Genomic DNA, 21,224 nt, shown 5'->3' with positions numbered 1-21,224 from the left:
CTATTGATACCGGTTTCTCTGAAAAAAGAAATTATCTTAATTGTGAAGCAATGACTGTATCACCCACTTTAAGTTCTAGAGCCTTTGCAAGTTCAGAGGTTATCGTTATTTTTTCATCTTTTACTACCGCACTGGATAACCCGGCTTTAAAATCTGCAAGCGCTAAATTGGCAACAAGAAAGCTAGAGTCGTTTTCTACATCTTCAATTGCAGCAACAGAATATTTATGCGAGCGTTTGATGGTATCAATTTCATCGCTCTTTACTTCGATCGTTGGACCCGCATCAAAGATATCGACGTAGCCTTTATACTCAAAGCCTTCTGACTTTAACATATCAAGTGCTGGCTCTGTATCTGGATGAACTTTTCCTAATACTTGTTCGGCTTCTTCGCCTAACAAAGGTACATAAATCGGGTACTTAGGCATTAATTCAGCGATAAATTCATTGGTACCTTCGCCACTTTTACGATCGGCATCTTCAAAGTCCATGTCGAAGAAATGACGGCCAAGGCTTTCCCAAAAAGGGGATACGCCATTCTCATCAGAATAGCCGCGCATCTCTGCAATAACGGTGTCTGAGAAGCGAGAAGGATGTTGCGTTAAAAATAAAAAACGCGCTTTAGACAATAACTTACCTGCACCACCACCGCGATGATCTGGTGATAAAAACAAAGTACAAATCTCTGTTGTGCCCGTGTAGTCATGGCCTAAAATCAAGGTGGGAATGGATTTATGAACTTTTAGTTTAGGACTGGCGTGAACCGTTTTTCCTAATTTATAAGTATAAAATGGTTGCTCTAATCCTACCGCAGCAGCAAGCGCTGATGTACCGACAACGTCGCCTGTGTTAGTGTCTTCTAATACAAATAAATAATATTCATCGCCAGGATCGGCTAGTGTTTTATTAAACGAGTCAATTGAGAGCGCTATTTTTTTTTCCAGTTTCTCCGGATCTTTAGGCAAGGTCGTTAATCCTGCTCCTGTTTTTTGAGCAAGTGCAGCAATTTGCTGCAAATCTTCCTGCCTGACCGGGCGAAATAACATCATTAGGCCGTTCTCCTGTACTCGCTTCACTAGGTTTTTTATTCTTTATATAGTAATTAATTATCAATCAGAAAAGTGGTAACTTTTTGAATCCGTTATGTAACCGAAAGTAACTTATCAAGGCAACTCATTGTTTTTTCATATTTAATTAATGAAATATTAGCCCTTGAAATACATGTCAGATGTAAAAGTTTAGAACTTGAACCGTGATTGAGCGCGACATTATAAGCAGAAATAGTAGCAAAGGTTAACCCCTAACGCATTTGCGTAGGTTTTGAAGCTACAAATTAATACAGTTTATTTAACGCTAAGGGGTGGAAATCCAGAAGCAAAACGGCGAAGATACGGCGTTTAATGAACACCTTCTCTATAATGATGAGAGAAGATATAAAGCTAGCAACTACAGGTGCGTTATGAGTGAAGTTTCTCGTGCAACATTTGATGAAGTAATGGTTCCTAATTATTCACCAATGACTATGATTCCCGTTAAAGGTGAAGGTAGCCGTATATGGGACTCAGAAGGCAAAGAATACATTGATTTTGCTGGTGGTATTGCAGTAAATGCTCTAGGACACTGTCATCCGGTGATGGTTGATGCGTTAAAGCAGCAGGCAGATAAGTTATGGCATATGAGTAATGTGTTTACTAATGAACCTGCGTTGGAATTAGCTCAAAAATTAGTTTCTAACACATTTGCCGAAAAAGTTTTCTTTGCTAACTCTGGTGGAGAAGCAAATGAAGCTGCATTCAAATTAGTGCGTAAATATGCAAAAGATAATTTCTCTCCAGAGAAAAATGAAATCATTGCTTTCTATCAAGGTTTCCACGGTCGTACTTTATTTACCGTGAGTGTCGGTGGTCAAGAAAAGTACACTCAAGGTTTTGAGCCTTTGCCTGGTGGAATCAAGCATGTTGAATACAATAATCTTGAAGCTTTGGCAGAAGTAATCTCTGACAAAACTTGTGCGGTTGTTATGGAACCCATTCAGGGTGAAGGCGGAATTATTGTTCCTGATAACGAGTTTGTACAAGGCGTTCGCGATTTATGTGACAAGCATAGTGCTCTGTTGGTTTTTGATGAAGTTCAAACGGGTTTAGGTCGTACTGGTAAACTCTACGCATACATGCATACTTCTGTGACTCCTGACATTATGACAACGGCAAAAGCTTTAGGTGGTGGTTTCCCGATTGGCGCAATGTTAACAACCGATAAAATTGCTAAGAGCATGAACGTTGGTACTCATGGTAGTACTTATGGTGGTAACCCTCTTGGATGTGCCGTTGCCAGTGCTGTCTTTGATGTGATTAACACTCCAGAAGTTTTAGAAGGTGTGATGGCCAAGCGCGATATGATTGAGCAGCGTATTAATGCCATTAACGAAAAGCATAATGTGTTCACAGAAGTGCGTGGTCGTGGTTTGTTAGTTGGCTGTGCATTGAAAGAAGAATATAAAGGCCGCGCTCGCGACTTTATGAATGCAACGCTTGAAGAAGGTGCATTAATATTAATGGCTGGTCCAAACGTATTACGTATGGCACCTTCGTTAGTTGTGACTGATGAAGAGTTAACTGCTGGCCTTGATGCATTAGAAAAAGGCATTGCTAAAGTTGTTGGATAACAACTTTTAATGGATGCAAAACGTGCATGAACAAAAAAAGGAGCCAGAAGGCTCCTTTTTTTATAGCGAAATTTTTATTCTGATATTTTATTAATGGCTTTCTCGATTGCTGGCCACATATTTTTTAATACGATGGGCTGTGCTTCGGCGGTCGGATGGATACCATCGGCTTGCATCAATTCTGGATTGTCTCCAACATCTTGCAAAATAAACGGGACGAACTCTGTTTTATATTGAGTCGCTAGTTGCTGATAAGCATTCGAAAAAATTTGGGTATAGGCTGGGCCATAGTTGGGTGGTAAGTGAATACCGGTTAACACTACCTTTGCCCCTGCAGCTTGTGAGAGTTTGATCATATTTTCCAGATTGGCTTTCACTTGCTTAAGAGGAAACCCTCTAAGACCATCATTGCCACCTAACTCAATCACAACAACCGCTGGTTTATTTTGTTCTAATATGGCAGGCAGTCGTTTTAACGCATTTCCTGTCACTTCACCGCTTATACTGGTATTGAGCACTTTAATGTCTGGATAATCCTTATTTAATCGGGATTCCAATAAATGAACCCAGCCACTTTCTAGTGGGATATTGTAAGATGCGCTCAGGCTGTCGCCCAGTATTATCAGTGATTGGCTCCAGCCGCTGAGTGTAAACGTAGAAATAAGTATTAACAAAATCCGGGACAGTATTGAGCGATTTTTCATGATAGGCTTGGTCATAAAGGTTCTGGTATCCAATTGAAACACGTATGCCCAAAGTATTTCCAAGTGCGGCTAACACCCATACACTCAGAAAGGCGACGGGTATAAACTTTAGGCGAAGAAATATATGTTGATAGTCTCTCACTTAAGTCGGAAGGTCGCAACACATAACGGCCACCTCACTATTCTTGATGATATCTCTTTTCAGGTTACTGAGGGAGAATCTGTGGCCATCATTGGCGCTTCTGGTTCTGGTAAGTCTACCTTATTGAGTTTGCTGGCTGGTTTGGATCAACCTTCTTCGGGAGATGTAGAAATCTCAGGACAATCCATTTCTAAAATGGATGAGGATGAACGCGCTATTTTTAGAGCGAGTAATATCGGTTTTGTTTTTCAGTCATTTCATCTCCTGCCTACCTTAACTGCATTAGAGAATGTCGCCTTGCCACTGGAACTTAAAGGCGCGACCAATGCCATGGAGCGAGCAGAAGAACTGCTCAGTAAGGTTGGGCTTGCTGATCGTCTTACTCACTATCCTAAACAAATGAGTGGTGGTGAGCAGCAGCGAGTTGCCATTGCACGGGCTTTTGCGTCTGAGCCCAAAGTCCTGTTTGCCGACGAGCCAACGGGCAATCTGGATACTAAAACCGGTTTACGGATTGCTGACTTACTTTTTGAAATGAATGAAACTCAAGGAACCACTTTGGTGTTGGTGACTCATGACAGACAACTGGCGTTGCGTTGCCAGCGTCGACTGGAGCTTGAAGCGGGCAGTCTTATTCTGGATTCGTCGGTGGCAGAAGAAGCTCAACCTGGAGTCGTGAATGCTTAATATCAAATTGGCCTGGAGGCTTTTTCGCAGAGAGTGGCGTAGCGGAGAACTTGGTGTCTTAATGTTTGCGCTGTGGATCGCCATCAGTGGTTTATCGGCGGTAACTTTGTTGGTTGACCGCATTGATCGAGGCATGACAAAAGAGGCGGCGCAAGTATTAGGCGCGGATCAGATTTTAAGCTCACCAAGAGCGATTGATGCAGAATGGGTCAGTCAGGCTGAGCAGTTCCAGTTGCAACACTCATCATCTTTGTGGTTTTCGAGTGTGGTGGTGGCTGGAGAAGAATTTAATTTATCTACCATTAAAGCTGTCGACAACCAATTCCCATTAGCCGGTACCTTGCTGATTGCCGATGAACCTTTTGCTGAAGGCGCTGAAAAAGTAGGGGCTCCAGCTCAGGGAAGCGTGTGGTTGTCACCGCGTTTGATGCACAAGTTGCAATTAAAAAAAGGCGATAAGCTACAAATCGGAACCAGCGAGTTGGTTGTTGATGGCGTTATTATCAGTGAGCCAGGCGGTGGTAGCTTTTTTAATTTTTCGCCAACGGTAATGATGAATTTAGTGGATGTAGAAGCAACGAATATCATCCAGCCTGGGAGTCGGCTTAACTATCGATTGTCGTTAAGTGGTAGTGAGCAAGCGTTAGCTGATTATGCCGAGTGGGTGCGTCCACAACTCAATCGTACTCAACGATTAACGGGTATCAACTCTGGTGCTCCTGCTCTGGGATCTGCCCTTGGTCGTGCCAAAAACTATCTTAATTTGTCGGGAGTGTTGGGCTTACTATTAGGTGCCATCGCAATTGCCATCGCTGCCAATCGTTATGCAATTCGTCATTTTGATCATAGTGCGTTGTTACGTTGTTTAGGCGTAAAAAAGAACCAGGTGGTGGTTATCTTCTGTTGGGTTCTGGTATTTGCTGGGGCATTGGGCACGATTGCGGGGATTTTCACGGGCTATTGGTTAAATCAGATTCTGGTGATGGTTCTGGCCGATGTTCTGCCCAGTGAGTTGCCGGGTCTACGTTGGACGACATTAGCTCTGGATTTTGCAACGGGTATGGTGGTGTTGCTAGGTTTTGCTTTGCCTGCCTTATTACGTATTCGAGCAATTGAACCCATGCGCATTTTCCGACGCGAGCTGGAACCTATGGCCATGTCATCCTGGTTGGTATTGGCATTATCTTTAGTGGTCATGGGCGCCATATTGTTCTTGTATGCACAAAATCTGACATTAGTATTGGTGTTGTTAATCGGCGGCTCATTGCTAATGGCTGTAGGCTTATTGCTGTCTCGTCTATTGCTTGAAGCTGCAAAAAAAATCACCCAAGGTCGTTCTATGGCTGTGCGCTTCGGGGTCGAACATTTATCTCGTCATCGTAGCGCATCGTTGATTCAAATTACCGCCTTTGGTTTAACCTTAACTTTGCTGTTCACTATCTTATTGCTACGTAACGAACTGATAGTGGATTGGCAAGAGCAACTGCCAGAAGATGCGCCCAATCACTTTTTGGTGAACCTACAACCTGAAGATGTAGAAGGTTTGAATGAGTTTTTCACTGCTCAGTCGATTAAATCGGCGGGTTTGTATCCGATGATCAGAGGCCGGATGGTTGCGATTAATGACCAGGCGCCTAAAGATGTTTTGTCGGAAAAGGCACTCAAGCACAATACTTTACGACGGGATTTAAATCTGACCTGGTCGTCTCAGATGGCGGATTCTAATCAGCTTCTGGAAGGTGATTGGTCGATGGGGGCCAATGAGCAAACCCATATTTCTGTTGAACAAAAAATGGCCAAGGAGCTTGGTTTAAAACTAGGTGATTCGTTAACCTTTGATATTGGTGGACGGCAAGTTTCGGCGCCTATCACATCCATTCGCAAAGTAGACTGGGATTCTTTTGAACCCAACTTCTATGTCATTTTTAATGATGAGTCGCTGAAGTCGTTTCCTTCGACTTATATGACCAGTTTTTTTCTGGCATCTGATCGAAAGTTACTCCTTAACGATTTGTTAGAGCGTTATCCAACCGTGTCCATTATTGAATTGGATTTGATATTAAAAGAAGTAAGAAAGGTCTTTACTCAAGCATCACTTGCTGTCGAGATTGTATTAATTTTTGTTATTTTAACTGGGCTGGCGATTTTGTTTGCCACCATAAGAGCGACTCTGGACGATAAAATGTACGAAGCGGCGCTGTTAAAAACCATTGGCGCAAACAAAGGATTTGTACGCAAAACAACTTTGGTTGAATACTGGGTGTTAGGGGTTTTAGCAGGCGGTTTTGCTGCATTATCGGCGCAAAGTTTGGCTTTAGTTTTGTATCAACAGGTGTTTCAGATCACTCCAGAATTCCATGGCTGGTTATGGTTTAGTGCTCCTTTAGTGGCGGTGGCGCTGATTGTTCCTGCTGGCGTCTGGGGAAATCAGAGGGTATTAAAAACCCCTCCGGCGCAGATATTAAAAGAAGCTTAACCCTGATGCTTAAAGGGAGCGTTAATACTCCCTTTGAGCCTATTACTATCATTAATTCTTCATATAATCCTGACCATAATGACGCGCCTTGTCGAGGTGCGTGCTACTCTAGGAGACAATCAACTGGCTAAGTCACAGAAAGAAAGCTTTATGAATAAAATTGTGCAGAGTTCGTTTCAATCGGCGATCAGCTGTGTTACTTTTCGCTGATTAGTAGGATGCTTGGCCCTTCGTGAATCGCTTTGATGGTTTTTTTGTATACAATTTAAACTCATCAAGTTTTATTATTTGTTCATAACTCTATGATTTTTATACTATGTTATATAGTAAATTGAAGGTTCATAGGATAAGGCAGAGCAGAAAAATTTATAAATAATTTGATTTCGATATCAGTTTGGTCCAAAAATAAATAAGATTTCGACCGCAGCATAGAATCGAAAGAACAGATAAAGGCCCTCCATTGGTGAGAGCCATTGGGTTAATTAAGAGCAGATTTTAGTCAATGGGAAAAGCATTAGTTATTGTTGAGTCACCGGCTAAAGCCAAAACGATCAACAAATATTTGGGGAAAGACTACATCGTTAAATCGAGCGTTGGTCACGTTCGAGATCTTCCCTCTGGTGGTTCAGCCAAGGCTCCAGTCGACCCTAAAGAACGAGCCAAGCAAGCCGCAATCACTCGCAAGATGTCTCCAGACGAGAAAGTCAAACACAAGGCAGCAAAAGCCAAGGCTCAGCTGTTTAATCGTATGGGCATTAATCCTGAGCAAGATTGGGAAGCCCAGTACGAAGTGTTGCCGGGCAAAGAAAAAGTTATCAAAGAACTCGTTACTCAGGCAGAAAAAGCCGACGAAATTTATCTCGCAACGGATTTGGACCGCGAAGGGGAAGCCATTGCCTGGCACCTGCGGGAAATCATTGGTGGTGACAGCGAGAAATATAAGCGAGTTGTTTTTAATGAGATAACCAAAAAGGCGATACAGTCAGCTTTTGATAAGCCATCTGCTATTGATATGGACTTTGTAAACGCCCAACAAGCTCGCCGTTTCCTTGATCGTGTGGTGGGCTTTATGGTCTCACCCTTATTATGGAAAAAGGTGGCACGAGGCTTGTCAGCAGGGCGTGTGCAATCCGTTGCTGTTAGATTGATTGTTGAGCGAGAGCGTGAGATCCGCGCCTTCTTGCCAGAAGAATATTGGGATTTGCATGCTGATCTAAAGTCAAAAGCAAAGCACTTGTTGCGCATGCAGGTGAACAAAAAAGATGGCAAAGAGTTTAAGCCAACATCAAAAGAGCAAATTGATGCAGAATTGGCCGTTCTCAATCAAGCCAGCTACGAAGTATTAAAGCGAGAAGACAAGCCTTCACGCAGCCGTCCTGGTGCACCTTATATTACGTCTACTTTGCAGCAGGCTGCGAGTACACGCTTAAAGTATTCGGTCAAAAAGACCATGATGCTTGCCCAGCGATTGTATGAGGCGGGTTACATTACTTACATGCGTACCGACTCGACCAATTTGAGTGCCGATGCAGTGGCGACTTGTCGTGACTTGATTGAAGGTGAGTACGGCGATAAGTATTTGCCCAAAGAAGCGATCAGCTACAGCAGCAAAGAAGGTGCTCAAGAAGCTCACGAAGCCATTCGTCCTTCTGATGTTGGCCGTCGTGGCAACGAGCTAATGGGAATGGAACCAGACGCTGTGAAGTTGTACGACATGATCTGGCGTCAGTTTGTCGCCTGTCAGATGACAGCAGCTGAGTATGATGTGACCACCTTAACCGTTGTTGCCGAGAACTATGAGTTACGAGCAAAAGGTCGAGTGACACGCTTTGATGGTTGGACACGTGTTCAGCCACCGATGAAAAAGAATGATGATGATGTCAGCTTGCCTGATCTTAAGCCGGGCGAGTCTTTGGATCTTAAAGAACTACTGCCGAAGCAGCACTTTACCAAACCTTCACCACGATTCAGTGAAGCGGCATTGGTTAAAGAGTTAGAAAAGCGAGGGATCGGTCGTCCTTCTACTTATGCTTCTATTATTTCAACGATTCAGGATCGTGGTTACGTTAGTCTACGCAGCCGTCGTTTTTATGCCGAAAAGATGGGCGAGATTGTAACGGATCGCCTGCTTGGAAACTTCTCGGACCTATTGGATTATTCCTTTACGGCTTCGATGGAAGAGAATCTCGATGCGATTGCTGGTGGCGACAAAAACTGGAAGCAAACGCTTAACGAATTCTATAAAGATTTTGTAACCAAGTTGCAGCAGGCAGAAGCCGAACCTGAAGATGGCGGGATGAAGCTTAACAATCCCGTTGTTACTGATATTACCTGCCCTAAGTGTGAAAAGAACCCACTGACCATTCGCACAGCAACTACAGGTGTGTTTTTAGGTTGTGCCGGGTTTGCACTAAAGAAAGAAGAGCAGTGCAAGAATACGATCAATCTGGTGCCTGGAGATGAAGCAGAAGCCGTCGATAAAGACGAAGAAGCTGAAAGCCGAAATCTGCGTGCCAAGCATCGTTGCGCTAAGTGTGGTGCGGCGATGGACAGCTACCTGATCGATGAGCAGCGTAAGCTGCACGTTTGCGGTAATAGCCCTTCTTGCGACGGTTTTGAAGTTGAGCAAGGTACTTTCAAAATCAAAGGATATGACGGTCCGCTCATCGAGTGCGATAAGTGTGGCTCGGATATGCAGCTTAAGTCGGGACGTTTTGGTAAGTACTTTGGGTGTACGAACGAAGAATGTAAGAACACCCGTAAACTGCTTAAGAACGGCGAAGCAGCACCACCGAAAGCGGATCCTATCCCAATGCCTCATTTGCAATGCCGTAAGGTCGAAGACACTTATGTACTGCGAGATGGCGCTTCGGGTATTTTCCTGGCGGCCAGTCAATTCCCTAAAAACAGAGAAACTCGACCACCTCTGGTTGAAGAAATTCTGACCGTGAAAGACCAGCTGGACCCTAAGTTTGCCTATCTTACAGAGGCGCCAACGCAGGATTCAGATGGGAACAAGTCGGTAATTCGCTTTAGTCGTAAATCGAAAGAGCAGTACGTCATGAGTGAAAACGAAGACGGCAAGGCGACTGGCTGGAGCGCGCACTACAAAGACGGTAGCTGGGTGGTGACTGAGAAGAAGTCCAAAGCTAAATCTTAGGTGATGTTCTTCTTTAAAAACCTCTTAGAAGTCTTGGCTTTTAAGAGGTTTTTTGGTTTCTGTAAGGCATAAAAGGCAAAATGACCAAAACTTCAACAATGGCTCCTATTGAATCGCTCAGAAATCTAGGGCCCAAATCGGCGCAATGGCTGGCGGCGATTGATGTCTACACTTATGACGATTTACAAAAGCTTGGTCCCGTAACGGCCTATCGTTTATTGCAGTCGGCTGGGTACAAAGTGTCACTCAGTCTTTTGTATGCGATGTATGGCGCACTAGAGGATCTCGTCTGGAACCAGTTGCCCCAGACTACAAAAGATGATTTAATCGCCGCGTTAAACGATCAACCCTCTCCATTTGCATAGCAGGCTCCTTTTAATATGAAGACTCTTTATCCCCTTATTCGCCCCTTACTATTTTCGATGGACGCAGAAAAAGCTCATGACACTTCGCTCAAAATGATGAAGTGGATGGAGAGCTCTCCTTTCAGCGGGCTGATGAGAGAGAAGCGAGTGGATGACGCTTTTTCGTTGTGGGGACTGGATTTTCCTAATCGCGTTGGCTTAGCTGCCGGGTTAGATAAGAATGGTGCCTGTATCGATGCCCTCGGTGCGCTTGGCTTTGGTTTTGTTGAGGTGGGTACAGTAACGCCTCGACCTCAAGAAGGAAATCCACTTCCACGACTGTTTCGTTTAAAAGAAGCCAACGCCATTATCAATCGCATGGGCTTTAATAATCATGGCGTTGATCAATTGGTGGAAAACGTAAAGGCATCAAACTTTAATGGCGTTTTGGGGATCAATATTGGCAAGAACAAAGACACTCCCGAAGAAAATGCGGTAGACGATTACATTCACTGCATGAACAAAGTCTATGAGCATGCAGACTATATCACGGTGAATATCTCTTCACCTAATACACCCGGCTTACGTAATCTGCAATTTGGTGAAGCGTTGCATAATTTGTTGGCGGCCATCAAAGTGCGTCAGGGGGAATTAGCGACTCAGCACTCAAAGCAGGTGCCTGTACTGGTTAAGATTGCTCCTGATCTGGAGCATGCCGAAGTAGAAGAGCTGGCAGAGACCTTCTTAACACACAATATTGATGGCATCATCGCGACTAACACCACATCGTCGCGCACGGGAGTCGAACAGCTACAACACGGTAATGAAGCGGGCGGCTTGAGTGGACGTCCACTAACTGAGATGAGCACCGATGTATTGGCGCGATTGAATAAGGCACTTAAAGGAAATATTCCTACCATTGGAGTGGGGGGCATTCATGATGGACAGTCAGCCGTTGATAAAATCAATGCGGGAGCCAGCCTCGTTCAGATTTACAGTTGTTTTATTTATCAGGGGCCTGCTTTGATTGAAGCGGCAGCACGGGCGATTAAGCTAGCTCGGCAGTAAAACTCTGCTACTTGAGATGCCAGAGGGGATTTTGCTTCGCTGGTGTCTCAAGATTTGAAAATTACCGTTATTTTCTTTCAGGCATAAAAAAACCGAAGCAATGGCTTCGGTTTTTTTGAATGTGGTAGCGGGGGCCGGATTTGAACCAACGACCTTCGGGTTATGAGCCCGACGAGCTACCAGACTGCTCCACCCCGCATCAATGTAATGCGTCAGTTTGCCTGACGAGGTGCGCATACTACCGACATGAAGTGACGATTGCAAGCACTTATTTTTAAAGTTTCCCAAATTTATTCGGCTGATGAAAATATGTGCTAAAAGGTGCTCTTAGATCGTAAAAAAATAGGCATCGAAGGGGACAAAGTTTAATCGCCTTTAGCCGATGCTATAGGAAGGGGCATCTATCAGAGCTTTTTAAACTTATTGCTTTTCAATGAGTTACGAAGTGACAGCCAGGCTGTCACCTGACAGTTTGGGGGACTGTCGCGATTCTGACGTCGATTTAACTGTGTTATGCTTGCTCTAATTGGGTCCTGCGATCATGCAAGACTCAAAAGGAAAAATAATGAACACAAGCTCAGAACAAATGAACGATAAGCACAGCGATTCTCAACCACTGGTAGGCAATACCTTTATTTTTAATCATCAAGGTCATGAAGTGAGCGTATGCTTAAATGATCTTACCGGCAGACAAATGGTGTATGTTGACGACGCCATTGTTTCTGACAAATACAGCCTGTTGCCGACCGCCATTCATCACTTCCGATTATGGGAAAAGGATTTTCGCATCGTTATTCAAAGACGACAGTTTTTTGATGCCGGAGTAAGTTGCAAGTTTTATCACGACCTGGAGCTGCTGGACGAAGACGAGCGCCCATTAATTGTTAAAGGCCCCTTTGGCAAAACTTATCGTGGGCTAGAAGGCATATTAATGATGACTGCGGTTGGATTTGTTGCAGGATTTATTACTGTTCGTTTAATGACCGTGTTGATCGGCTAACAGGACAAAATTTTGGAAATAAATTCAGACAGAATTAAGTCGCTGCGTGCCGCTAATGGGTGGACACAACAACATCTAGCTGATGTATGTAATGTCAGTGTGAGAACGGTTCAACGCGTTGAGCGTCACGGCGCTGCGTCCAAAGAAACGGCACTAAGTTTGTGTGCAGTTTTTGAGTTAACCATCGAAGACATTATTCAGCACCAGGATGATCCCAAACCTGAGCAGATGGAGAACACCGTATCGATATATGCCTTAGTTCCGGTATTTATTGTGGGTGGCGTTGTCGGAGCTCTACTTATGAAACTATGGAGTTAGAGCAAAGTCGTCTGGCTTTGCTCGACCATAGATTCAAAGTTAGTCAAAAACTTGTCCTACTCTGACCGAAATTGGCCAGACAACTTCGAGTGTTTGTTGGTGAGGCCATCGGTTTTGTAAACGCTCAAAGAAGAGAGCAAAAACATCTTCTCTCTGTTGCTCTATAGCATTGGTATAAGCAGACCAAGTTTTAATATAGCCAACAAACTCTTCGAAGGTCATGATCTTTTGACAGCTATGATTTGGAAGTTCAAGCTCGGTAAAAGGAAACCAAAGTTCTGCATAGCCTGTTTCTACATGCACTCTTTCTGGTGGCCAGAATGAATGAAGCTCTTGCCAGTAGCCTTGCTGAAAAATAGTATTAACAGGTGCTTTGATATAAGGAACGCCATAACTGATCAAAGCTATCACGCAGTGGTTAGTTGCCACTCGACGCACTTGAGAATAAAACAACGCCAGATCAAACCAATGTGCAGCTTGTGCTACCACGATAAGATCAACGGAGTTGTCTGGTAACTCAAGCTCTTCGGCTCTTTGGTGCAGATAACTCACATTATCTAAAGAGGCTGCATGTTGAAGCTGATTAGCGCTGACATCAGTTCCGACTACCTGCTCGAAAAAAGGTGCTAACAAACAAGTCAATTGGCCATTACCACAACCAACATCTAATGCCTGTTTATGTTGAGGGACAAGCGTCTCGAGCGATTGAGCCAATTCGACGGGATAAGTTGGGCGAAATTTTGCGTAGTCATCACCCCTTGATTGAAAGTATTGAGTGGTATCTTTGTTCATCGACATGAGCCAAACATCGTTATTGGAAAATGGAAAGATCCAGTTCTGCCTCGTCACCCAGCCAATAGGCATAATCAGTATGATCTTTTAAGTCATCACCTGATAGGGCATGAACCAATACCGATAGTCCCTCTCTATGTTGATCAAGCCAGGGGATAAAATCGTCAAAATGTTTTGTGCCAAAGGTAATTTGGCAGCTCCAACGAGTATGAGGACCGATTGGTTTCTCATGGACTCTGCCCACTTTTAAACCGAATTTCTCTCCTGCTTGTTTACATAAGTTGGAAGCGAAGGCTACCGTATCAGCATCAAAGTAGACATGGGCATGATAAGCTTTGTGTTGGTTCACTGGGCGTCTAGGCTCGGTCATGATACGCATTCTCTGTCAGTTCTAATCATAAAGTTATAATAACAAAAGAATATGATGTTGTTGCCTATTTATACCCGTCGCCTTTCAAGGTGCAGCGTTGTTGGTTGCACGCACTCACCTCAATCACTTAGTAAAGCTAAGCTCAGGGGATTCGCTTGCTGGCTGCCTACCTGCACCTTGAAATGCTTTGGTATATTTTTGGTCTGTCGATTATCGAGTTTGAGATATTATCTAATATAAATTCTTCTGGCCTACGTAAAGTGACTAAGTCCTACTAGACTTGGCTGTGCGACCATCTATTTCTTTTGCCGTTATCTACTATCACTTCTTGAGCATGCGAGCCTTGAAGAGTATGTCTACAAAAAGGACTGAGGGAGACAGACCATGAAAGCGTCATTCTTTGGCAATACCTGGTTTTTACGTCTATTAACGTTTTGTAAACTGCCATTGTTATTGCTGTTATTTTTAAACTCCATTCTGGTAAGTGCCAATCATGCTAATCAAAATATGGGAGAACAAGCCGACTTGCCTCTTCCGAGTAGCTTGCCGTTAGTCGATTATGAAAAAGTGCTTTATCGATGGACCTTAAAGCGACAATACACAAAGCTTGGATGGGCTGTTGATAAAGGCGTACGTGATACTGGTCCTTACATTAATCAGACGTATTACGGTACTCACCCTGCGGTAAGAATCTATTATTCGCCAGAAGTGATGATGTGGTTACAGGGAGGACGTCGTGGTGATTTACCTGATGGATCGATGATCATCAAAGAAATGTTTACTCCTCCGGCTGCTTTGTATCAAGAGCTGGCAAAAGATCCTCGATATCGTGATCCCAAAGATTACGACAAATTACTAGCCTCTTTAGTCAGTGACTGGACTATTATGGTTAAAGATAGCCAAGCATCTGCCGATGGCTGGTTTTGGGGCAGTGTCAGCTTGCCGAAAAATGGCCAGACCATAGAACAGTCTATCGCTCAACAAGTGGATACTCAGGCCAATAGAAATGGCAGTGGCTCTCAGTTGCGATACTCAGGGTTTGCTATGCCTTGTGTTCGTTGTCATTCTTCAGCAGAGAAAGAGCTGACATTCAGTGCATTAGAAAACATCAAAGGTTTTTCTGGCGATCCTATCATTTTCTTTGTTGATAATTCTTGGCGCACAAAAGAGCATTTTTCACCTAACCCACTACCTGATCCTTATCCTCTGAATAAACTCAAAGATGATCCCTTTGTCCAAAGCATAATGATGTTATCGAAGCCTTTATTACCATGGGATACGCAACAATCATTAAAGTCTGCAAGTAAATCGGCAACTTCTAAGGTGATTAATATTGATCACAGCACCAGAGATAATTTAGTCAGCAAGAGTAAGAAAGCTCAGTCTTCATCGATTAATGCCGAGTTTGTAAAAACGTTTCCAGAAATTCAACCCGTACCCAAAAACAACGTTAAAGCGTTTCCTCCACAATGGCTCGATCACGTCGTGATGCCTGCTGAGCATCCTACGGAGTTTGTTACCTCTGATAATTGCATGGGATGTCATGGAGGATTAGGTGGCTCTCCTTATGGTGTCACTATGTTTGTGAAAACTGGACCTCAATATGGTGATGGTTTTAATGTTTCTGAATACGGCGAGTGGCGGTGGTCGCCTATGGGATTGGCTGGTAGAGATCCTATTTTTCATGCGCAGCTAGAAAGCGAAATGGCTATTCTCGTTAATAATGAAAAATATCATCCTCATGAGTTAAAAGGCTCATTAAAGTCGACACAACAAGCGGTGACGAATACCTGCTTAAGTTGTCACGGAGCGATGGGGCAGCGTCAGTTAGCAAAGGATGCAGCAACAAATCCTCATCTGGATAAAAACTTTAAAGTGGATTACTACTACCTGACTGAGGCTTTAACAGAAAAAGAAAAGAAGCAACAGCAAAAGCAGGGGACTTATGAATACAATAAATATGGAGCACTAGCGCGCGAAGGCATCAGTTGTATGGTTTGTCATCATATTGACGCACCTGATCCTCTAGCGGTTAAAAACTGGAGTCCTACCGAACCTGACTGGATTAATCGTACCACACCTAAAGAATTAGCCTATGTGCTTTTTCATAACTCGACGGGGCAGTTTAATCAGGGGCCAGCGGATAAAATTTTTGGACCCTTTGATGTTATTGAAAAGCCGATGGAGCATGCACTCGGCGCAACGCCTTTTAATAACCCTTATATTAAGGACTCTCAATTGTGCGGCACCTGTCACACCATCAACTTACCAAACATTGGATTAGATGAAAATAAATTTCCGGTGCTTACGGCGGCGGGCGCAGACACGCCTTTTAAAGATTACAATCACACGATAGAGCAAGCGACATTTTTAGAGTGGCAGAACAGCGCTTTTGCAGAAGTTGATAACAATGGAAAACCAGGGAAAGACTTCCAGAGTTGTCAGGATTGCCACATGCCTAATAAGTTTCAATTTGAGTCGGATACTCAATCTGTAAATATCGATAGTCTTGTTACGAAAATCGCCACCATACAAGATAGTGATGGCACTGATGCTGAACATTTATTGCCACTCAAAGAAATGACCGTGCCATTAAGAGATACCTACAAGCGTCATACTCATGTGGGAATGAATGTCTTCCTGTTAGAAATGTTTAATCAGTTCAGTGATATTCTTGGTGTTGAAAAGAGTGACTATATGACCTCGGCAACAACGGGTAATGAGTTGGCTCTGAACAGTATGATTACTCAGGCGCAAAGAGATACGGTTGAACTGGATGTTAACATCCAGTCCTTAAAAAATAATCTGCTGACAACTCGAGTGACTCTTACCAATAAAACGGGACATCGATTGCCCAGTGGTGTTGCATTTCGACGGGTGTTTATCGAGTTCACCGTTTTTGATGGGGAGTCACCTATATGGAGCTCTGGCAAGACCAACTCGGTTGGTGTAATACTCGGTGCCGATAACAAACCTTTGAACACTGAGTTTTTGCCTAATAAAAACAGTTATCAACAGCATCATCAAGTCATCACTCGCGAAGATCAGGTTCAGATCTACGAAGAGTTAAACTTGAATGCACAAGAAGAGTTTACTACCAGTTTTATTCATCGAGTCGATGCCATTAAAGACAATCGCTTATTGCCCAAGGGATGGCGTCAGGCCAGTTACTTTAAACCTCAAGGGCAAGTGATTTATCAGTTTATGGAGGCGACGGATCCAGAAGGACTCGCTTTACAAGATAAAGATTATCAGAATAAAAACGACTCTCTCGATTTTAAAGGGCAAGATAGCTTGTTGTATAAAGTATCTCTGCCCCAAAATGTTAATAGCAAGAAGTTATCAGTAAAAGCGACGGTTTATAGCCAGTCGATTCCTCCATATTGGTTGAAGCAGCGATTTGAATTAGCTCCTGATGGACTGGCAACGCAACGACTTTATTACTTAACCAGTCATCTTGATTTGTCGGGAACACCCATGGAAAACTGGAAGCTAAAGTTGGTTTCGAAAACGGCAGCGCTTACACCTTGATGTAAGCGCCCTTACTATCACCTGCAACTGATGCCTTGAAAGTTATGAGACGAGGTTCAATATTTACCTAAAAAGCTATCAGAGTGTCGAATAGGCTTCGGGTATAATAGCCGCCATTTAAATGGACGTGTAAATCTAGTTATGAAAATTGAACCCTCTAAATTGACTATTAAATGGATGAACTACCACGAGTATAAGGAGCAAATTCAATCGTTTCGCCAGTCAATTTATGTTGAAGAACAAGGTGTTGCCGAAGGTTTTGTAAATCCAGAAGAAGACAGTGAAGCGCTTCATCTTGGTGCTTTTTATGATGGTGAGCTGGTTTCGAGTATTTCGGCTTTTTTTCTTGATAAAAAAAGCCCGATTGGACAGCAGTATGGGAGTGCATCTGAATGGGGGCGTGCGGTTCGTTACGGTATGCGCATGGAGGCTCCCTCCATAAGAGGCAAAAATCTGAATGGGTTGCTATGTGCTTATCTAGGAAAAACTATCTACGAAATTATTCGACCTGACCGAACATTTGTTTTGCTCATTCCTCAACACCAGCATCTTGCTAAATTCTATATGAACTATTGGGGAAAGCAGTTTTATAAATCGATGTCAGAAGGTGATCTATTGGTGTGTGATGGAGGTGAGGCATTACTTAATCAGTATCTTATATGCCGACGGACACTCTATACTTTGACTCGTCGCACCTACTCTGATGTAGAGCTACCCAGCTTATTAACCTTTTTGCGCGAGAATCACCGTCATGATCTCGTCGCGGCTAAGAAGCTGGCAGAGGAGAACCTTTATGTTGCAGGTGTCGATCTTGAAAGTGAACTGCCTAGATTGTCTCAGCAAGCTGCTGCATTGTTTTCACTACAGTCGCCGATTTATGATTCTGTTCAGAAGCTACCAAACTCAGGTCGCTTACTTGATATTGGGTCGGGAGCCGGCGTCTACCTGAATCTGCTCAGTACCCATGATAAGTTTAAGTCGTTTTCTATCGAGGGGTTGGAAGGCTCGACTGAGCTTTACTTACAAGCTCAGAAAAGTTTCCCTGCCATTGGGTGGCACAACGGGAGTGCCTATCAAACACACCTTGAGTCAAATTATTACGACGTTTTGCATTGTGGTTTCTTATTCATTCATTTAACCAGTCCTGAACTCGCTATCGAAGAGATGGCTCGATTGTTAAAGAAACAAGGCTTGCTCTATGTTGTCGATGTTAATGATGCGACCTTTAAGGGGCCTAAAGCTCTTAGCAATGTGATAAAGGCGCATTGTGATCTGTATCAGGGTGATCGCCAGATAATGACATTGTTACCAGAAATGGCTCGACAAAATGGGCTTAAACTAGAACAGGACTTTTCTGTTCGTGTGGGTGTTCAATCGGGTGATGGTGTGAGGGAGTTAGATGTGGCTTTGAACAAAGAGAGCTTCCTGTCGATGTTTGACTTCGTTGGCCAGCGCGAGGAAGTATCAAAAGATTATTGGTTGGCAAAACAAGATGCAATGGCGTCGTCATTGTCAATGTCTATCAATATCCAGACGTTTGTTTTTGCTAACCGCTAGATTCTAACAGGCATAAAAAAACCAGAAAATCGATTTGATTTTCTGGTTTTTTAGAATGTGGTAGCGGGGGCCGGATTTGAACCAACGACCTTCGGGTTATGAGCCCGACGAGCTACCAGACTGCTCCACCCCGCAACTGGAAATAAGATTAATCACAACTAATCTTATTATTTTCATCGTCTTGTCTCGACGAGGCGCGTATAATACTGACATGACGTTTTGATTGCAAGTAATTTAACTAAATGCCTAAATTTATCATTACCTCTCCACCGGGATTCGAATACCTGCTGGTTGATGAGCTAAAATCCATCGGTGTGGAAGAGGCCAAAGAAGGCTTGACCCAGGTTCGATTCGAGTGTGACTGGGAAACCCTTTATCGTGTCTGCATGTGGAGCCGTCTGGCTAACCGCGTTCTTTATCCTATCGAAGAGTTTGACTGTCCTGATGATAACGCTCTGTATCGAGCGGTTCGAGATATTGATTGGGATCTTCACTTGTCACCAGAACAGACTATGGCCGTTGATTTTGTATCGCGTAAATCGAATATCAATCACGAACGCTATGGCGCTCAGAAAGTGAAAGATGCGGTAGTCGATTATTTTCGTGACGAATATGGCGAGCGACCGGATGTTGATCCCGACCAACCGGATGTGCAGATCCACTGCCGTCTAAACAAAGATAGGGCTACGCTGTGTATTGATCTGTCTGGCGGCAGTCTGCATCAACGTGGTTACCGCCTTAAGACAGGCGATGCGCCGTTGAAAGAAAATCTGGCTGCCTTGTTGCTGTACCGTGCCGGGTGGCCTGAGAAAGCGCAGGAGGGGCAGTGGTTTCTTGATCCTATGTGTGGTTCTGGCACTTTGGCGATAGAGGCGGCTATGATGGCCTACAAAGTTGCACCGGGACTGACTCGTAATTATTGGGGATTCCGTGGCTGGAAGCCTTTCCATCGAAACTTCTGGGAACAAATCGTTGCAGAAGCGATGGATATCAAAGACAGTTTGGTGGCGCCCGAGCATCCATTAATTATTGCCAATGACCAAGACTCTCAAGTGTTGGCTCTGGCTCGTCAAAATGCACAAAACGCAGGACTGGATAAGTTTATCGATTGGCAGGTAGGGCCTTTTCAGAATCTGCAACGCCCAGCCCATGAGGCACCTGGCCTGATCGTTACCAATCCTCCTTATGGAGAAAGATTGGAGCAGAAAGAAAAAGTACGGCATCTGTATCAAGAGTTGGGTAAGTGCCTTAAACAGAGTTTTGTTAATGATACCGCCGCTATTCTTTCGACTGAAAAAGAGCATGGCCATGCCTTAGGTATTCGTGCTCGCAAAATCTATCGGTTAATGAACGGCTCCATCGAATGCGAGTTACTGCGTTTTGAGCTGGATGAAAAGTTCTTCGTTGAGAAAACAAGTAGCCAGGACAGTGATCTACCCTGGGATCATCAGTTGTCCGAAGGGGCACAGATGCTGGCAAACCGAATACAAAAAAATCTCGCCAGCTTAAAAAGCTTTTTGAAACAGCAAAAACTCTCATGCTATCGCATCTATGATGCTGATCTACCTGAATATGCTGCGGCTATCGACGTTTATGATGGGCATTTGCATATCCAGGAATATGCGCCACCCAAAAGCATTAACGAGCATAAAGCCAAGCGCCGTTTACGAGATATAGAGCGTGTGGCTGCTGGTGTATTGGGCATTGCCAAAGATAAAGTCTTTGTTAAGACGCGCAGTAAGCAAAAAGGTAAAGGACAGTACGAAAAACAAAGTACCGAGAAACACGACTTAATTGTTGAAGAGTACCAGGCTCGATTGCTGGTGAACTTGTCCGATTACCTAGATACCGGCGTCTTTCTGGATCATCGTAAAACGCGCCAGATGATTGCCCGTTGGTGTAAAGACGGCCATTTGCTGAATCTTTTCAGCTATACCTCCTCTGCCAGTGTACAAGCGGCACTGGCTGGGGCAAAAACAACCTCGGTTGATATGTCGAATACCTATATTGGCTGGACAAAGCGTAACTTTCAGCTGAACCAGCTGGATTTGTCACAGCATCAGTTTATTCGAGCTAATTGTGTTGAGTGGTTAGAGCAGGCGGCTAAAGTCGGCGAACCTACTTATGATGTGATCTTTATGGATCCGCCAACTTTCTCGAACTCTAAGAAAATGGAGCAGCATTTTGATGTTCAGAAAGATCACATCAACCTGATCCACATGTCACTGAGACTGTTAAAGCCAGGTGGTAAATTAGTGTTCTCGAATAACTTTAAGAAGTTTAAGATGGAATTTAAAGCCACGGACAAAGTGACTTGCCGAGAGATTACCAAAGAAACCACTTCAAGAGACTTTGCCAAGAAGCCTTTGCATCGTTGCTGGGTGATCGAGAAAAAGCCTGCTTAGTCAGTA

Annotated in this window: 15 protein-coding genes and 2 tRNA genes; 11 read left to right on the top strand and 6 right to left on the bottom strand. The window is 43.8% G+C overall.

Features of this window, described 5'->3' with window-relative positions; translation table 11 throughout:
• Nucleotides 1-31: 31 nt before the first annotated feature.
• The gene (gene astA, locus NH399_RS13935) at nucleotides 32-1,048 is read right to left on the bottom strand and encodes an arginine N-succinyltransferase (RefSeq protein WP_253041074.1); all 1,017 of its coding nucleotides are present in this window, start codon (nucleotides 1,046-1,048) and stop codon (nucleotides 32-34) included.
• Nucleotides 1,049-1,458: 410 nt separating this feature from the next.
• Between astA and NH399_RS13930 the strand changes: the two genes are divergently transcribed.
• A complete protein-coding gene (locus NH399_RS13930) occupies nucleotides 1,459-2,664 on the top strand; it encodes an aspartate aminotransferase family protein (protein WP_253041073.1) in 1,206 nt (401 codons plus the stop codon).
• A 74-nt stretch (nucleotides 2,665-2,738) separates the two neighbouring features.
• Here NH399_RS13930 and NH399_RS13925 read toward each other — a convergent pair whose 3' ends face one another.
• A complete protein-coding gene (locus tag NH399_RS13925) occupies nucleotides 2,739-3,383 on the bottom strand; it encodes an arylesterase (protein WP_253041071.1) in 645 nt (214 codons plus the stop codon).
• Between the two features lie 109 nt (nucleotides 3,384-3,492).
• On the opposite strand from NH399_RS13925, the gene NH399_RS13920 reads away from it, so the two are divergent.
• The 5 genes from NH399_RS13920 to NH399_RS13900 all read left to right on the top strand — a co-directional run bounded on the left by NH399_RS13920 (nucleotide 3,493) and on the right by NH399_RS13900 (nucleotide 11,245).
• Nucleotides 3,493-4,197, top strand: coding sequence for an ABC transporter ATP-binding protein (locus NH399_RS13920; protein ID WP_253041069.1), 705 nt, complete (start codon nucleotides 3,493-3,495; stop codon nucleotides 4,195-4,197).
• Nucleotides 4,190-6,673, top strand: a complete 2,484-nt coding sequence (locus NH399_RS13915; protein ID WP_253041067.1) for an ABC transporter permease — start codon at nucleotides 4,190-4,192, stop codon at nucleotides 6,671-6,673. The genes NH399_RS13920 and NH399_RS13915 overlap by 8 nt, the downstream gene beginning before the upstream one ends.
• A gap of 502 nt (nucleotides 6,674-7,175) precedes the next feature.
• Nucleotides 7,176-9,833: a type I DNA topoisomerase gene (gene topA / locus NH399_RS13910; protein WP_253041065.1), complete on the top strand. Its 2,658-nt coding sequence runs from the start codon at nucleotides 7,176-7,178 to the stop codon at nucleotides 9,831-9,833.
• 80 nt (nucleotides 9,834-9,913) lie between these two features.
• Nucleotides 9,914-10,198: a TfoX/Sxy family protein gene (locus NH399_RS13905; RefSeq protein WP_253041063.1), complete on the top strand. Its 285-nt coding sequence runs from the start codon at nucleotides 9,914-9,916 to the stop codon at nucleotides 10,196-10,198.
• A 15-nt stretch (nucleotides 10,199-10,213) separates the two neighbouring features.
• A complete protein-coding gene (locus NH399_RS13900) occupies nucleotides 10,214-11,245 on the top strand; it encodes a quinone-dependent dihydroorotate dehydrogenase (protein WP_253041061.1) in 1,032 nt (343 codons plus the stop codon).
• Nucleotides 11,246-11,367: 122 nt separating this feature from the next.
• Here NH399_RS13900 and NH399_RS13895 read toward each other — a convergent pair.
• A tRNA-Met gene (locus tag NH399_RS13895) sits at nucleotides 11,368-11,444 on the bottom strand.
• A gap of 366 nt (nucleotides 11,445-11,810) precedes the next feature.
• Between NH399_RS13895 and NH399_RS13890 the strand changes: the two genes are divergently transcribed.
• Both NH399_RS13890 and NH399_RS13885 read left to right on the top strand, forming a co-directional pair.
• On the top strand, nucleotides 11,811-12,245 hold the full coding sequence (locus NH399_RS13890; protein ID WP_253041059.1) for a hypothetical protein: 435 nt from the start codon (nucleotides 11,811-11,813) through the stop codon (nucleotides 12,243-12,245).
• Between the two features lie 12 nt (nucleotides 12,246-12,257).
• The gene (locus tag NH399_RS13885; protein ID WP_253041057.1) at nucleotides 12,258-12,563 is read left to right on the top strand and encodes a helix-turn-helix transcriptional regulator; all 306 of its coding nucleotides are present in this window, start codon (nucleotides 12,258-12,260) and stop codon (nucleotides 12,561-12,563) included.
• Between the two features lie 39 nt (nucleotides 12,564-12,602).
• On the opposite strand, the gene NH399_RS13880 is transcribed toward NH399_RS13885, so the two are convergent.
• Nucleotides 12,603-13,361: a class I SAM-dependent methyltransferase gene (locus tag NH399_RS13880; protein WP_253041055.1), complete on the bottom strand. Its 759-nt coding sequence runs from the start codon at nucleotides 13,359-13,361 to the stop codon at nucleotides 12,603-12,605.
• 13 nt (nucleotides 13,362-13,374) lie between these two features.
• Nucleotides 13,375-13,725: a DOPA 4,5-dioxygenase family protein gene (locus NH399_RS13875; RefSeq protein ID WP_253041053.1), complete on the bottom strand. Its 351-nt coding sequence runs from the start codon at nucleotides 13,723-13,725 to the stop codon at nucleotides 13,375-13,377.
• A gap of 384 nt (nucleotides 13,726-14,109) precedes the next feature.
• Here NH399_RS13875 and NH399_RS13870 point away from each other — a divergent pair, with 384 nt between their 5' ends.
• Both NH399_RS13870 and NH399_RS13865 read left to right on the top strand, forming a co-directional pair.
• Nucleotides 14,110-17,256, top strand: a complete 3,147-nt coding sequence (locus tag NH399_RS13870) for a hypothetical protein (protein ID WP_253041051.1) — start codon at nucleotides 14,110-14,112, stop codon at nucleotides 17,254-17,256.
• 141 nt (nucleotides 17,257-17,397) lie between these two features.
• A complete protein-coding gene (locus NH399_RS13865) occupies nucleotides 17,398-18,813 on the top strand; it encodes a class I SAM-dependent methyltransferase (protein WP_253041049.1) in 1,416 nt (471 codons plus the stop codon).
• 58 nt (nucleotides 18,814-18,871) lie between these two features.
• On the opposite strand, the gene NH399_RS13860 is transcribed toward NH399_RS13865, so the two are convergent.
• A tRNA-Met gene (locus NH399_RS13860) sits at nucleotides 18,872-18,948 on the bottom strand.
• 107 nt (nucleotides 18,949-19,055) lie between these two features.
• On the opposite strand from NH399_RS13860, the gene rlmKL reads away from it, so the two are divergent.
• Nucleotides 19,056-21,218, top strand: coding sequence for a bifunctional 23S rRNA (guanine(2069)-N(7))-methyltransferase RlmK/23S rRNA (guanine(2445)-N(2))-methyltransferase RlmL (gene rlmKL / locus NH399_RS13855; protein ID WP_253041047.1), 2,163 nt, complete (start codon nucleotides 19,056-19,058; stop codon nucleotides 21,216-21,218).
• Nucleotides 21,219-21,224: the final 6 nt, after the last annotated feature.

Origin of the sequence: Pleionea sp. CnH1-48, from assembly GCF_024124665.1 — a bacterium.
GTDB lineage: Bacteria > Pseudomonadota > Gammaproteobacteria > Enterobacterales > Kangiellaceae > JAMXSB01.
Note: the sequence above shows the minus strand (reverse complement) of the source record. Positions and strands in the feature narration are given on the sequence as shown.